This window comes from Devosia alba (genome assembly GCF_039938915.1).
GTDB lineage: Bacteria > Pseudomonadota > Alphaproteobacteria > Rhizobiales > Devosiaceae > Devosia > Devosia alba.
Genome location: NZ_JBDUUI010000028.1, coordinates 1 through 12,817, shown reverse-complemented (window position 1 = coordinate 12,817; position 12,817 = coordinate 1). Strand labels below are relative to the sequence as shown.

Here is a 12,817-nt window from a genome sequence, read left to right as displayed (position 1 = left end):
CGCCAATGCAAAACAACCTAAGCGATCAGCTTCGCCGAGTTCTCACACGGCCTCGGGTCGACTGCGGCCAGGCCGCAACGCGCGCCCACTCGGTCGTTTCTCCCCAGTCGGCAAATGCCCGAAAGCATAGGTAATCGGGCTCGCTCTGTGCGTGAGGCGGGTTCCCTGATATTAGTGTGGGTCTTTGCCGTGCCTGGCGAGGGCAAGAGCTTTTCGTTTTTGGCGATGGAGCCCGGTCTCGATGTCTACCATTGCGCGACACTGCTCGCGGCCGAGCATATCGCCAACGGCATGTATGGGCTGATCCTGGTCGAACCGGAGGAGGACTACCCCGGTGGACCGCGAATTCTACGTCATGCACGGCGAGATCTACACGGCTGGAGGATCATAAGCTATGATTGTGCAGTATCGAGTGGTTGACCTGACCACTGACGAAATCAGGCCCGACATTCATGTCACTTCCTGGTGCCCAGAGGCGGCGGCAGAGATTGCGCTTGGCCTGAAGCTGGTACGCAGTGGCAACAAGCCGAATCTCGCTGCCCGGGTCTACTGCCAGGGCAAGGACGGAATGGTGTCGATGGTCAGGCTGTACAGGACGGTGGTTTGAGATCACCGCGCCAGCTCTTGAAGAGCTTGCTCATGGTGGTCTCCTGAGATTTGAGTGAATAGCGAAGCGACCGCCCGGAGGCGGGCTCTGCCGGTCAGAATCGTCCGTTTCTAGTCCAGAGCGGCGAAAAACCGAGCGCCAAGTCCAAGCTGGCTCCATCGTCTCAGTACTGCGCGCTTGAGAGCTTCTGCATTACGCGGTCGGCCATGGAGGCGCACCGAGCCCCGTCGAAAGGAAACAAGGAGGAGAAGCTGCCTCGGGGCCCGCCGCTCGATCGACGTTCTCAGCAGCCGTCTTGCGCGGTGGAGGCGAGTGCGCACCGTTTCGGGTTTCAAATCGAGGTGGTAGGCGGTTTCTTCCACATTAAGCCCCTCTACGTCGCGAAGGACGAAGACCGCCCGGAAGAGGGGAGGCAGTTCATCGACCGCCTGCTCAAGCAGGGTGCGGATTTCGCTGCGGGACATTTCCGTCTCCGGATCTGAAATTGAGCCCATCGGAAAGGGGATGATTTCCCCGCCGATCTGCGTTTGCTGTTTTTCGATATGCTCGATTCCTACACTCGGTCGATGGGCTCGCACCCTGCCGAGGGCCTCGTTCAGGGCAATGCGGGTCAACCAGGTGGAAAAGGCTGCATCACCTCTGAAACCATCAAGATGGGTGAATGCCTTGACATAGCTTGCCTGCACGACGTCCTCGGCCTCGCTGTCACTGCGCAGGATTGCGCGCGCCGCGCGGAAGAGACGTTGGTTGTGTCGTTGGATCAACGTGCGGATTGACTGCTCGTCACGGCGGCGCGCGAGGTCAACCAGCGCCGTATCGGATAGGCTCGATTTGTCCTGGTTCCGACGAACCTGCTGCATACTCATATCAGCACTCCTCATAACAGATTTTGTGTGGTCGCCGATGTGAACCGGCGACCACATCGTCATGGCAGGACCACAAGGGTCCCGGTCATGCCCGGATGGAATTTACAAATGAAGCTCCATTCGCCGGCGACGGTCAGAGTCATGATACTTTCGGCCCCGACCGGGAGATCCACGTCGAAGGACTGATCGTCAGCCGTGGCGGAGTGCCGAAACATGTCGTCGTTCCTCCAAGTGATGGTGTCTCCAACATACAGCTCGGCTGGCATCTCGCCGAAGACCATCTCGTCCACCACCACAGTATAATCGGCCGCAATTGCCGGACTGACAAGAACGAGCATCAGCGTCAGTGCGGCCAGCGGCATCAACTTGGTGGGACGCATGCTCATTGCACCATAGTCGAAAGATGCTCGGCATGGGCCCGATGCTCGGTGAACAGCACGAGCCCAGTTTCCAGCAAGGCCTTGAGCTCGGCATTGTGCGCGGCCGGGATCAGCGTGGCCTTGAGTGCCTCGTTCACCGTCTGGTGGTAGGCGATCTCATTGGCGACATACGCGGCGTCGAAGGCTGCGCCCTCGAGGGCAGCAAGTTCGGCCCCCTTGGCTTCGGCAGCTTCCGACATGGCCTGGCTGGTGGGATTATCCTCGGGGGTGACACCCAGCTTTTCCACTAGCGCCAGTGCCTGGTCGTTCACTACCTTGTGGTCCCGGGCCATCAGTTTGGCGAACTCGACAACGTCGGGGTCGGTGCTCTTGGCCAGGGCCTGCTCGGCTGCGGTGATGTCGAGCTGGCCGGCTGTGTAGGCGATGTGAGCCACCTGTGCGTCGGTCAAGGGCGAGTCATCGGCGGTGGCGGCGCCGGTCATGCCTAGAGCCAGAAGCGCCGCCAATATCGTATTCCTGATCACATTGATCTCCTGTGAAAAAGCGCGGATTGGGCGTGATGCCCTCATCCGTTGGCTCACTCATTGGATGGGCGATCGGCTGAAATGTTCCCGAGAAAGTGGCGCTGGCCCTCGAAGGGCCGGCCGTGGAGTCAAGCATTGGCAAGCGCCTGCTCGATATCGGCGATGATATCGTCGACATGTTCGATGCCGACCGAGATGCGCACCAGATCCTCCGAGACGCCGGCGCGTGCCAGCTCTTCTCCATTGAGCTGGCAATGCGTAGTCGAGGCCGGTTGGCACGCAAGCGATTTGGCATCATCGATATTGACCAGTCGCAGGATCAGGTTCAGCGCATCAATGAACTTGCAGCCAGCTTCCTGGCCGCCTTTGGGAGCCGATTTAATAGCGGCCGCAAGAATGTTATAGTCTCGTAACATCAAGATTGGTGATCGGAATATCGTGGACATCGCTCTAGCCAGGACCTTCCTTGAGATTGCCGAAACAGGTAGTTTTGTTGCTGCAGCCGGCCGATTAAACGTAACACAGACTGCGGTAAGTGCCCGTGTTCATGCGCTTGAGGAGCAACTTGGGCGGCGCCTTTTTATCCGTAACAAGTCCGGCGCCCGTTTGACGCCGGCTGGCGAGCGTTTTGTGCGTCATGCCAGGACACTGGTGCAGGTGTGGGATCGGGCGCGCCAGCAGGTTGGCTTGCCGCAAGGCCGGGTCGACATCGCCAGCGTCGGCGCAGAGATCAGCCTATGGAACCCGATCCTGGTCGACTGGATGGCATGGATGAAACGCGAAGCGCCCGATATTGCGTTACGTGCCGAAGTCGATATCCCATCGCGCCTGCTAGAGGCGGTCCACAATGGCACGCTTGACCTGGCAGTGCTGTATGATCCTCCACCCCAGGGTGGCTATACCGTGATTGAACTGCTCACCGAAGAAAAACTGATTATGGTGACCAGTGCCGAGGACGGTGCGCGCGGACTGCCCGAGGACTATGTGCAAGTTGACTGGGGGCCCTCGTTCCAGGCCAGCCATCAAGCGGCATTCCCGGAGATTGTCAGCCCAGGCGTGTTCATCTCGCATGGGCCGCTTGCCCTGCTCTATTTGATGCGAGTCGGGGGTGCCGGCTACTTTCGACTCAGCGCGGTGCGCCCGCACCTTGACGCCGGCCGTTTGCACCGCGTCATTGACGCACCCGAATTTTCCTATTCGGTCCACATGGTCTATTCGAGCCGCACCGAAACTGGCCTTATCGACAATATGCGGCGCGGCTTTCGGTCAAGCACGCCAGCGGCGTGAGCGCAATGCTCACGCTGAGCTTTCGATGAAATTGCGCAGTTGCACCAGTCGACCCTGCATTTCGGATGCGGCAACCCGGGGCACCAGGGCACCCAGTCCTTGCAGGATCAGCGCGTGATGCAAAATCGGGTCCGCAGACGCCGCCTGCGACAGACGCAATTCGATCGGATGACGCGACTTGCCCTGGCTGGCCGAGATGGCGATTTTCTTCAGGCGCAGCACCCAACTCGCAAATGGCACGGCACCGGGCGCGAAAGGCGGCTGGCTTGGTGCCGCCGTATCGGTTCCCAACGCCAATGTGGCGCGAAGCGCTGCATGCATTTGGGCGGTAAGCAGCCAAAGTTCGCTGGCCAGTTCGCCGCCGCAGATCAGGCCCGTATAGTCGCCCTGCATTTCATTGGCATAGCAGACTGGCGAGCTGGCCTCGATTTCCTCCACAACGTCGGACTCAAGCGCGAGCAAATTTTCGGCCTCGGCAACGATGTTGCGCAGCCAATCCCCTGCCCCGCAGATCTCGGCGATATGGCCAACGCCGGTTCCGGCATACAGCGCCATGGCTTCGATGTCGCCAGTCGTCGAGCGCAAGGGCGAGTCCGTGCTGAACAGATAGATCGGTCGTCCCGCATCTGCGCCAATGACGGTCTTGTCAGGCGCATAGGCATCACCGCGCGCACCGCTGGTCACCGCACTCTTGAGAACTCGGACGGGCGCGCTCGCAGGCCAGTTGATATGAAAGCTGCTGGTTAAAACAGTATCGTCGGTCTCGGCGGCCAGCAAACGCTGCTTGTGGTACGCATGGGCAAAAGCTTCCTCGGTCGCCATCAAGGCGGTCCCGCACACGATGCCGGCGGCGCCCAGCGCCATCGCGGTCACCAGATCGCCACCCGTCGCCAATCCCCCGGCGGCAAGAACAGGGACTTTTACGGCACTGACCACGTCAGGAAGCAGATCCCGAAGCGGCCGCACCCCGCGCACGTGCCCACCTGCCTCGCGGCCCTGCGCGATGACGATCTCCACCCCGGCCCGCGCGGCCTCGATCGCCTCATCTACAGACCCGACCTGATGAACCACTAGTATCCCTGCATCCCGCAGGCGCCGGGTTACCCGCTGGTCGAGATCCCAGAACGTCCCGACCACCGGCACCGCCAGACGAATGCAGGCCGCAACCTGGTGCTCCAGCAGCATCGGATTAGTGGCTGCGGGTATGATGTTCACACCAAACCGGTGGTGGCCGAGTTGACGCAGGCGCTCGACCTCCTGCTCGATCAGTTCGGCGGGCTCGCGCACCATGCCGAGAAATCCGAACCCGCCGCCATCGGTAACGGCAGCCACGAGTTCGGAACGGGCGACGCCGCCCATCCCCGCCAGGACAATGGGAACAGCGTTCCCCAGCAGGTCGCAGGCTGGACTATGGGGGAGTTGCATCACGAACCTTTCGCAGATGTCTGCAGAAAATCCAGCAAGATCAGAGCGTGATTGTGGCTCTGGTCGTGGGCGGCATACAACAGGGTCACCTTACCGCCGATCCCGCGCAACTGGTCGATGACTTCGGCATTCCCGGCCAGTTCAGCACGATAGCGATGGCCAAACTCTTCCCAATGCGCAGGATCGTGGCCAAACCATTTGCGCAGGTCCGGGCTGGGCGCGATCGCCTTCAGCCAGAGATCGAGCCCCGCCTCTTCCTTACTCACCCCACGCGGCCACAGTCGATCCACCAGCACACGAATACCGTCACTGGCCTCAGCCGGCTCATAGATGCGCTTGATAGCAAAGCACGGCGCACGCGCATCTGCGGCCGGACTAGGCATTATACTCAGTCGCCGTGAGCAGCCAGTCTGGTCCACGCCCCCGTAGATCACGCTCAAAAGTCCAGACTTCAGATGCAGTGGTCACCTGGCCCGGCGCGCCAGACACGACCCGACCATCGCGATTGTAGTTGACCGAGACCAGGTCGGCGTCAAACCTGACCTCGATCCAGGCATAGTCCTGGTTCAGCCCGGCATCCACAATGGTAACCGCACGAAACCCGATGAACACCAGTTCGGCGGTCTCTTCGCGCGCCGCGCGATCAGTGATGGCCTGCGTGAAGCTGTCTCGAACCGATACCGACAACAAGTGGTGGCAGCCTGCGATATCACCAACGGCAAAGGCTTCAATGACAGTTTCATAAGTCATTTTGGCGCCATCAAGAAAGACGTCGATACTGGCATAACGAGCGGCGAACGCGATCCGTTTCAAGGTCCTGCCCAGCGCGTTCTCGGTTTCCGGCAGAGCCAGCGCATCCAACCGTCCAGTTGGTGTGTCGGAGTCCAGGAGCGGTTGGGTGGCCTGAGTTTTGGCACCTGCTGGCGGGGGCTGAGCGGCATGGAACGCACGCCAAGAATATAGCACGGAGATTACAATCAAGAGGTAGTCGATAAAACCGATCTCGTTCATCTCAAACTCCTTTCGGTGACTGGGCCAGCGTTAGGGAATGACCGGCAGGGTACTGAACTGATGCTCCGGTGGGGGTGAGGACAGCGTCCATTCCAGTGTTGTCGCGCCCTCTCCCCACGGATTGTCAGGCGCTGCGCGCCGCCGCACGAACGCTTCGGCGACAGTGACCAGGAAAACCAGCACGCCGGCGGTCGAGATGTAGGCGCCGATGGAGGACACCAGGTTCCACATCGCAAATGCGTCGGGATAGTCAACATAGCGGCGTGGCATCCCGGCCAGGCCCAGGAAATGGTGCGGAAAAAACACGATGTTGACGCCGATAAACATCAGCCAGAAATGAGCTTTGGCCCATGTCTCATTGTAAAGGTAGCCGCTCATCTTGGGGAACCAGTAGTAGAATGCCGCAAAGATGGCGAAAGCCGACCCGAGCGACAGCACGTAATGAAAATGAGCTATGACGTAATAGGTATCGTGCAGATTGTGATCGAGACCGGCACTGGCGAGGACCACGCCGGTAACGCCGCCAATGGTGAACAGCAGAATGAAGCCGATGGCCCATAGCATTGGCGCGCGGAACACAATGGAGCCGCCCCACATGGTGGCGATCCATGAAAATACCTTCACGCCGGTTGGCACCGCTATCACCATGGACGCGGTCATAAAGAAGCCTTGGACATTCAGCGACAGGCCGGACGTGAACATGTGATGGGCCCAAACCAGGAAGCCTACCAACCCAATCGTCACCATGGCGTAGACCATCGCCAAATAGCCGAAGATCGGCTTGCGGCTGAAGGTCGAGACGATGTGGCTGATGATGCCAAACGCCGGCAGGATCATGATGTAGACTTCCGGATGCCCGAAGAACCAGAACAGGTGCTGATACAACACCGGATCGCCGCCTTCGGCCGGCTTGAAGAACGAGGTCCCGAGATTGCGGTCCGTCAGCAGCATGGTGACGGCACCGGCCAGCACCGGCAGCGACATCAGCAACATGAAAGCTGTCACCAGCATCGCCCACCCAAATAGCGGCATCTTGTGCAACGTCATGCCCGGCGCCCGCATGTTGAAGATGGTGGTGATGAAATTAATGGCGCCCAGGATCGACGAGGCCCCTGACAGGTGAATCGACAGAATGACGAAATCGACCGCCGGGCCTGGCTGGCCGGTCGTCGATAGCGGCGGATACAGTGTCCAGCCGCCACTATGGCCCGGCGAACCTACCGGTCCATCGATGAACAGCGAAATCACGAACAGCAGGAACGAGGCGACCAGCAACCAGAACGAGACATTGTTCAGGCGAGGAAAGGCCATGTCGGGCGCCCCGATCAGGATGGGCACAAACCAGTTGCCAAAGCCACCGATCAGGGCCGGCATCAACACGAAAAAGATCATCACCAACCCATGCGCCGAAACAACTGCATTGTAGAGATCGCTATTTTGAAACAGTTGCAACCCAGGCTGCTGCAGTTCAAACCGGATGGCGAAGGACAGACCCGTCCCAAGCACCCCCGCCATAATGGAGAACGCCAGATAGAGCGTGCCAATGTCCTTATGGTTGGTGGAAAACAGCCAGCGTGAAAGTGGGCGTCTCGGCGCGGTGGCCACAGCGACGGTGATGTTCAATTGATCCTCCGACAGCTATTTGCAGGAGGCGTTGTCATATGCCAGAACCGCCCCTTGCCTGCCCCCCACTTTAGGACCGCATCGCAATCAGGGATAATGAATATAATTAGCCCATTGTATCAATATAATTGCATTCATGTCGTGGCGTAGCCCGTTACCTGCCTTGGGGCCCCGAACGTTAGTCTCGGGCGTAAGTTGTCAGTCCCCATGACCCCCGCGGCCCGACAGTCAGCTGGCTGGGTGAGATCTGAGATCGCGCCAGTCAAAGCGCGGCGACTGACTTAAGCTGCAACATGGTTGTATGCCGCCATGTTTTCAGAGGTGCTTTACAGTGTCGCACAGGAGCCTGTTCATCGCCTTTTGGCCTGGCTCGGCCACCTGCGCCCGCAAGAGCTGGGCCAGGGTACTTGCCGTGCTCATCTCGCCGTGGGGCGTCGCCTGAACAGGGACGCGTTCGTTGGTGCGCCATCAGAGCCGTCACCAGAAGCGTCTCCGACTTCCCTTTCAGAGTCGGAAATCAGGTTTTTTGGATTTTTCGCAATTCTCGTCATGTTGACCACCATCAGTACGAGCCAGGTCGTCTCGTGCGGAGACGCGGGAGCAAGCATCGACGGACAAGAAACTGGATGCGCAGCAGCGCTGTCTCAATCACTCCGCCCAAGATCGAACGGCAATGATGCGCAGGGAAATGGAGCGGCTAGGGGCGGCAGCTCCGGCAATATTGGCATGGGATCAGCCATAGCCATTGCCGGGAATAGCATAGTTACACAGCAGGCCAGCAGCGGAGCGTGTTGCATGAGATTACCATTCAGACTTCTCTCGAAGATTCGCTGACCTTGGCTACCTGCGGGTTAGCGGGGAGCGGGACTTGGCGCCTAAGTCTCACCGACGGCTCACCACGATGTACTCGGCATGAGAGCTTTGCCTCCTGGCCCTGCGGACCAAGGAGGTTTCGGCTGAAAGGATCTCATGGATCTGGGCCCGCAGGAGTTCAATCTGATATCCTAGTCGACCGCGCGCTGCTCGGGGCATTAGCGCGCGACCAGTTCTTGGCGCCGAGCAAACAGTTGGGTCGACTACTGCTCCATTTTAAACAGGTCCATGAAGATCAACGAGCCCCAGATGCGGCCGCGTGCGTGCACCAGTGCTCCACCCTCGTTGAGCTTTCCCAGGTTCACGGGCGCGAACCTGAGTTGTCTGGCCAAGGCTGCCACTGGCGGGATCGCGTCCTCATCATCGCTCGACAGGAAGACCACCCGGTGGCCGCCTTCCACGACCGGATCAGTCGCCAATGTGGCTGCAAGTAGGTGGTTCCACCCCTTCACGAGCTTGGCGCCGCTGAATGCCTGAGCGACAAAGGCAGAGGACAGCAGGCCGTTCATCTCCTCAAGCGGAAGGTTGCTATTCATCGCGTCGACCACCGTCTTGCCCTGCCAACTGGGCAGCGCTTTCGCGACGTCCGGGTGCCGCTCGAAACGAACGGCAAGAATGATTATGTCCGCCTTGACGGCTTCCGTGAGCGTTTTGGGGATGATGGTGGGCCCAAGCGCCGCCGCGTCAGCCGCAAAGCTCTCCGGCTCGCGTGTCGTGGCAACGGCGACTTCGATGCCGTTGTGGGCAAATGCCTTGGCCAGCGCCTGGCCGATGCTGCCGAAGCCGATAATTGCGTAGGTCATAGATTTCTCCTTGGGTTAAACTCGCCCGACGGTCCAGAAGCGAATAAAGGGATGGACCGGGCATAGGTGTTAGAGTTGCGCCAGGCCGCCATCCACGGCGACTTCGCTGCCGGTCATGAAGCTGCTGTCCGACGACGCGAGAAAGGCGGCCACCGCTCCGACTTCCGCCGGATCGCCCATGCGCTGGAGCGCAGTCATCGCGCCGTAGACCGCCAGGCCCTCCGAGCCGAGCGCTGCCTTGGCGAGTTCGGTTGCCACCGCCCCGGGCGTCAGCACGTTTACCCGAATGCCGCTTCCCTTGAGGTCTTCCGCCCAGATCCGCGCGAGATTGCGCACCGCGGCCTTGCTCGCGCCATAGGCGCTGAAGGCCGGGGCCCCCGTCGTGCCGGCGCTCGATCCGGTCAAGATGATGGAACCGCCTGGGCCCATCAGCGGCAGCGCCTTCTGGACCGTGAAAATCGTCCCCTTCACATTGGTGTCGAAGGTATCGTCAATATGCTCGGCGGTGATCCTGCCGAGCGCAAGCTGGCTTCCCGTCCCGGCATTGGCGAACACGATATCGAGGGCTCCGCGCTCGGCCTTTACCGCCGCATAGAGCCGATCAAGGTCTGCCTCATCGGATACCGATCCCTGCACCGCGCGGGCATTGGGCCCGAGCTTGGCCAAAGCAGCGTCGAGAGCTTCCTGTCGGCGGCCGAAGATGATGACGAAGGCACCCTCCGCAACGAAGCGCTTTGCAGCGGCGAGGCCGATGCCGGTTGCGCCACCGGTAATCACGGCGGTCTTGTCCTTCAGTCTGGTCATGTTGTGCATCCTTGGTTCGCCAATTTGGGTCTAGTGAAGAGGTCGCTTTGAGAACCAAGACATAGGCTCGTCGCGGCCGGCCGCTCAGTGTCCAACCGCGCACATCGGTGGTGCGAAAACGATCCGATCGGACAATGGGTCGTTGCAGCGAGCGCAGAAATAGGGCTCAGTGCGCGGTAGTGAGCCTGGGAAGCCGCACCGTACGGCGCGGGAATGCACCATGATGGACTGGGATGACGTTCGCTATTTTCTTGCCGCGGCGCGCGGGGGCTCCGTGCGGGCCGCCGCCAAGCGCCTCGGCGTGAACCACGCGACCGTTCTGCGCCGCATCGCCCAGCTCGAGGAGCGCCTCGGGACTCAGATGTTCGACAGGCTGCCTTCCGGCTATCGCCTGACGGCCGCGGGTGAGGAGGTCCTCGAGTTTGCCGGCCAGATGGAAGCGTCGTCTCTGCAATTGGAAACACGCGTCTTCGGGCGCGACCAGAGCGTGCGCGGGCTCCTGCGGGTAACGCTGCCGCCGCCCCTCGCGGCACATCTGCTTATGCCGGACCTGGCCGATTTTGTGCGCCTGCATCCAGGCATCGAGATGGAAATCTTGTCGTCCGGCGTGCTGGCAAACCTGACCAACCGCGAGGCCGACGTCGCGATCCGCGTTGTCTATGATCGCGAGACCCTGCCGCCCAATCTTTACGGACTCAAGGGCCCGGCGCTCTACGGCGGCTTCTATATGTCCGGCGCTCAACTCGCCGAATGGCGGGCGGGCGGGCGGGACGGATCCCAGGTGGATCGGCATTAGCGGTCAAGGTGTCCCGGACTGGACCCGCGCCGGAGAGCTTCGCACCACTGGGACTCCGTTCTGGACCACGGACTTCGCAGGGCAGATCGCAGCGGTGCGGCAAGGCATTGGCATCACGGCGATTCCGTGTTTCGTCGGAGACACCGACCCCCTATTGGAGAGGGTGCCGGATACCGACCTGCAGCTCTATGGACCGGTTTGGCTTCTCACTCAGGGGGAGACGCGCAAGACCAAGCGCGTGCGGCTCTTCACCGAGTTCCTGTCCCGCCGGCTTGAAGCCTACGCGCCGCTTCTCGCCGGGCAGTGATGAGGTGGATGAACAGATAGATGAGCTGGCGGTCTTTCTGCTGTGCACTACTTACGGCACATGACCGAGGAAATCACGATGACCACCGACACCGACATCCGCCTGCGGAGCCATCTCGACGCGAACCAGCGAGACAGAGAACAGCTATCCAGGGCGATCACCCACATCGCCTGCGAAAACCAGAATATCGTGGTCTAGCACCACCTGGGGCCCCCAGGGAGCGGCATCGGTGTGCAGGTCGGACGCAACCCAAACCTTCGTTTCTTCTCCAGCGCCAGCATGTTGTTGTAATCGAGGCGGCCAAAGCCACACCGCCGCAGAATAATAGCGCAATCCTAGTTGCCAGCTGGCAGTCAGCTCCCATATCTACCAATGCACGGGCTACCATCGACCGAGACGGGCAATGGGGTTTGAGCTGGCTGATGGACATTTCAAAGCATGAGTAGAATTCGGCTAATCTTGGCGGCCGTGTGCGCCTTGCTACTCTTTGCGTCACAAGCACCCGCTTCAAGCACGAATGCCCCAATCTCTCTGCGAATCTTCCAAGCGGAGGCACTGCTCCAACCTGTCGCAGCAAGCGAACAACATGCCATTCTAAGAAGCGGGCCTTCTGCAACGGAACATGGTGTTCCCCATAGTGCCGACACTCCCCGTTTACTGACAATACCGTGTGCAGGGCATTTTCTGCTAGCGACACCCGATCTCGCCGATCAAGTCCAGGCTCGCCGTCCTAAACTTGGTTTCTGGGCTTGTGCCCCGCCAGATCACCGCTTGTAGGCGATATTATTAACCCGACTTTACCTGCTCCACCCATGATCACCCTGAGTGATCATGGCGAAACGCTGTGTGATCAAATGAACGACCTCTCCGACGCACGACGACGGTCTACGCCGCTTGCATTTCTCCATGCCCTGCCTGCCATCATTTTATTAGCTGGCTATCTGTGGTTGGCGGTTGCCATCGTTGTTTGGACGTTGACTGCTCTCTTTTTTGCCAACGCCGTGTGGGCCATGGTCGCAGTTTTTGCGCTAAGTGCCCCCGGCAGTATTTTTCTAACAATTCGGATAGTGGCTTTGGCTGTCGAGGCTGAACGCTAAAAATAAATACTACCCCCGGCACCCAAATGGCCGGGGGTAACAGCTCTACTGTGGTCTGCTGCTTACAACCCCTAGCCTACCCGCCACAAAATGCGGAAGATACTAACACCAGAGGCTTACCGACAGCATGTCCGCACGCGCCTGGCCAGAGGTAAATAGCACCCCATTCCCCCACCAGCGTTTGTCAATCGAACATCACGCCCTGCCAGCCGCTTTGCCGCTTCCACTTCGCAGTCGGGTCAGTTGGAGCCGCAGCGCACTGAGGCGGACCCGCGTTTGCCACCGCTGCCGATCCGTTTTGGCTGGCCAAACCATCATGACAGCCCTACTTTATGATAGCTCTGCTAGTTTTCATGATAGTGTTGATTGTCGCTTGGAACTGACCCGGGGTTGTCATTGAGAAGTGACCCGCCA

The 12,817-nt window shown here is 60.0% G+C and carries 11 protein-coding genes and 3 pseudogenes; 4 read left to right on the top strand and 10 right to left on the bottom strand.

Features of this window, described 5'->3' with window-relative positions:
- Window positions 1-394 precede the first annotated feature (394 nt).
- Window positions 395-607 carry a hypothetical protein gene (locus ABFY71_RS18455; RefSeq protein ID WP_305581261.1) on the top strand — a complete coding sequence of 71 codons (213 nt, stop codon included), beginning with the start codon at window positions 395-397 and terminating at the stop codon, window positions 605-607.
- Window positions 608-770: 163 nt separating this feature from the next.
- Here ABFY71_RS18455 and ABFY71_RS18450 read toward each other — a convergent pair.
- The 4 genes and pseudogenes from ABFY71_RS18450 to ABFY71_RS18435 form a co-directional block, all read right to left on the bottom strand.
- Window positions 771-1,473, bottom strand: a pseudogene (locus ABFY71_RS18450) (RNA polymerase sigma factor).
- 59 nt (window positions 1,474-1,532) lie between these two features.
- On the bottom strand, window positions 1,533-1,853 hold the full coding sequence (locus ABFY71_RS18445; protein WP_305581265.1) for a cupredoxin domain-containing protein: 321 nt from the start codon (window positions 1,851-1,853) through the stop codon (window positions 1,533-1,535).
- Between the two features lie 2 nt (window positions 1,854-1,855).
- Window positions 1,856-2,377: a DUF4142 domain-containing protein gene (locus ABFY71_RS18440; RefSeq protein WP_431021552.1), complete on the bottom strand. Its 522-nt coding sequence runs from the start codon at window positions 2,375-2,377 to the stop codon at window positions 1,856-1,858.
- A gap of 128 nt (window positions 2,378-2,505) precedes the next feature.
- Window positions 2,506-2,745 (bottom strand): annotated as a pseudogene (locus ABFY71_RS18435) (PLP-dependent transferase); the annotation flags it as partial.
- A gap of 70 nt (window positions 2,746-2,815) precedes the next feature.
- On the opposite strand from ABFY71_RS18435, the gene ABFY71_RS18430 reads away from it, so the two are divergent.
- Complete coding sequence (locus ABFY71_RS18430; protein ID WP_305581267.1) at window positions 2,816-3,664, top strand: LysR family transcriptional regulator; 849 nt, start codon at window positions 2,816-2,818, stop codon at window positions 3,662-3,664.
- Window positions 3,665-3,673: 9 nt separating this feature from the next.
- Here ABFY71_RS18430 and ABFY71_RS18425 read toward each other — a convergent pair whose 3' ends face one another.
- The 6 genes from ABFY71_RS18425 to ABFY71_RS18400 form a co-directional block, all read right to left on the bottom strand.
- The gene (locus ABFY71_RS18425; protein WP_347947343.1) at window positions 3,674-5,089 is read right to left on the bottom strand and encodes an NAD(P)H-dependent flavin oxidoreductase; all 1,416 of its coding nucleotides are present in this window, start codon (window positions 5,087-5,089) and stop codon (window positions 3,674-3,676) included.
- Window positions 5,089-5,472, bottom strand: a complete 384-nt coding sequence (locus tag ABFY71_RS18420; RefSeq protein ID WP_347947342.1) for a DUF488 domain-containing protein — start codon at window positions 5,470-5,472, stop codon at window positions 5,089-5,091. Before ABFY71_RS18420 ends, ABFY71_RS18425 begins: the two co-directional genes overlap by 1 nt.
- Window positions 5,465-6,100: a Tim44/TimA family putative adaptor protein gene (locus ABFY71_RS18415; protein ID WP_347947341.1), complete on the bottom strand. Its 636-nt coding sequence runs from the start codon at window positions 6,098-6,100 to the stop codon at window positions 5,465-5,467. Before ABFY71_RS18415 ends, ABFY71_RS18420 begins: the two co-directional genes overlap by 8 nt.
- 30 nt (window positions 6,101-6,130) lie before the next feature.
- Window positions 6,131-7,723: a cytochrome c oxidase subunit I gene (gene ctaD, locus ABFY71_RS18410; protein WP_347947340.1), complete on the bottom strand. Its 1,593-nt coding sequence runs from the start codon at window positions 7,721-7,723 to the stop codon at window positions 6,131-6,133.
- Between the two features lie 1,076 nt (window positions 7,724-8,799).
- The gene (locus ABFY71_RS18405) at window positions 8,800-9,399 is read right to left on the bottom strand and encodes an NADPH-dependent F420 reductase (RefSeq protein ID WP_305581275.1); all 600 of its coding nucleotides are present in this window, start codon (window positions 9,397-9,399) and stop codon (window positions 8,800-8,802) included.
- Window positions 9,400-9,468: 69 nt separating this feature from the next.
- Window positions 9,469-10,203: an SDR family NAD(P)-dependent oxidoreductase gene (locus ABFY71_RS18400; RefSeq protein WP_347947339.1), complete on the bottom strand. Its 735-nt coding sequence runs from the start codon at window positions 10,201-10,203 to the stop codon at window positions 9,469-9,471.
- 220 nt (window positions 10,204-10,423) lie between these two features.
- Here ABFY71_RS18400 and ABFY71_RS18395 point away from each other — a divergent pair.
- Window positions 10,424-11,306 (top strand): annotated as a pseudogene (locus ABFY71_RS18395) (LysR family transcriptional regulator).
- Window positions 11,307-12,118: 812 nt separating this feature from the next.
- Window positions 12,119-12,403 (top strand): hypothetical protein, encoded by a 285-nt coding sequence (locus ABFY71_RS18390; RefSeq protein ID WP_305581282.1) that lies wholly within the window; start codon window positions 12,119-12,121, stop codon window positions 12,401-12,403.
- Window positions 12,404-12,817 lie beyond the last annotated feature (414 nt).

Coding starts and splice junctions, on each gene's coding strand:
- ABFY71_RS18445 (WP_305581265.1), bottom strand. CDS start 1,853: ATGCGTCCCACCAAGTTGATGCCGCTGGCCGCACTGACGCTGATGCTC.
- ABFY71_RS18390 (WP_305581282.1), top strand. CDS start 12,119: ATGATCACCCTGAGTGATCATGGCGAAACGCTGTGTGATCAAATGAAC.
- ABFY71_RS18420 (WP_347947342.1), bottom strand. CDS start 5,472: ATGCCTAGTCCGGCCGCAGATGCGCGTGCGCCGTGCTTTGCTATCAAG.
- ABFY71_RS18415 (WP_347947341.1), bottom strand. CDS start 6,100: ATGAACGAGATCGGTTTTATCGACTACCTCTTGATTGTAATCTCCGTG.
- ABFY71_RS18455 (WP_305581261.1), top strand. CDS start 395: ATGATTGTGCAGTATCGAGTGGTTGACCTGACCACTGACGAAATCAGG.
- ABFY71_RS18425 (WP_347947343.1), bottom strand. CDS start 5,089: ATGCAACTCCCCCATAGTCCAGCCTGCGACCTGCTGGGGAACGCTGTT.
- ABFY71_RS18405 (WP_305581275.1), bottom strand. CDS start 9,399: ATGACCTACGCAATTATCGGCTTCGGCAGCATCGGCCAGGCGCTGGCC.
- ABFY71_RS18400 (WP_347947339.1), bottom strand. CDS start 10,203: ATGACCAGACTGAAGGACAAGACCGCCGTGATTACCGGTGGCGCAACC.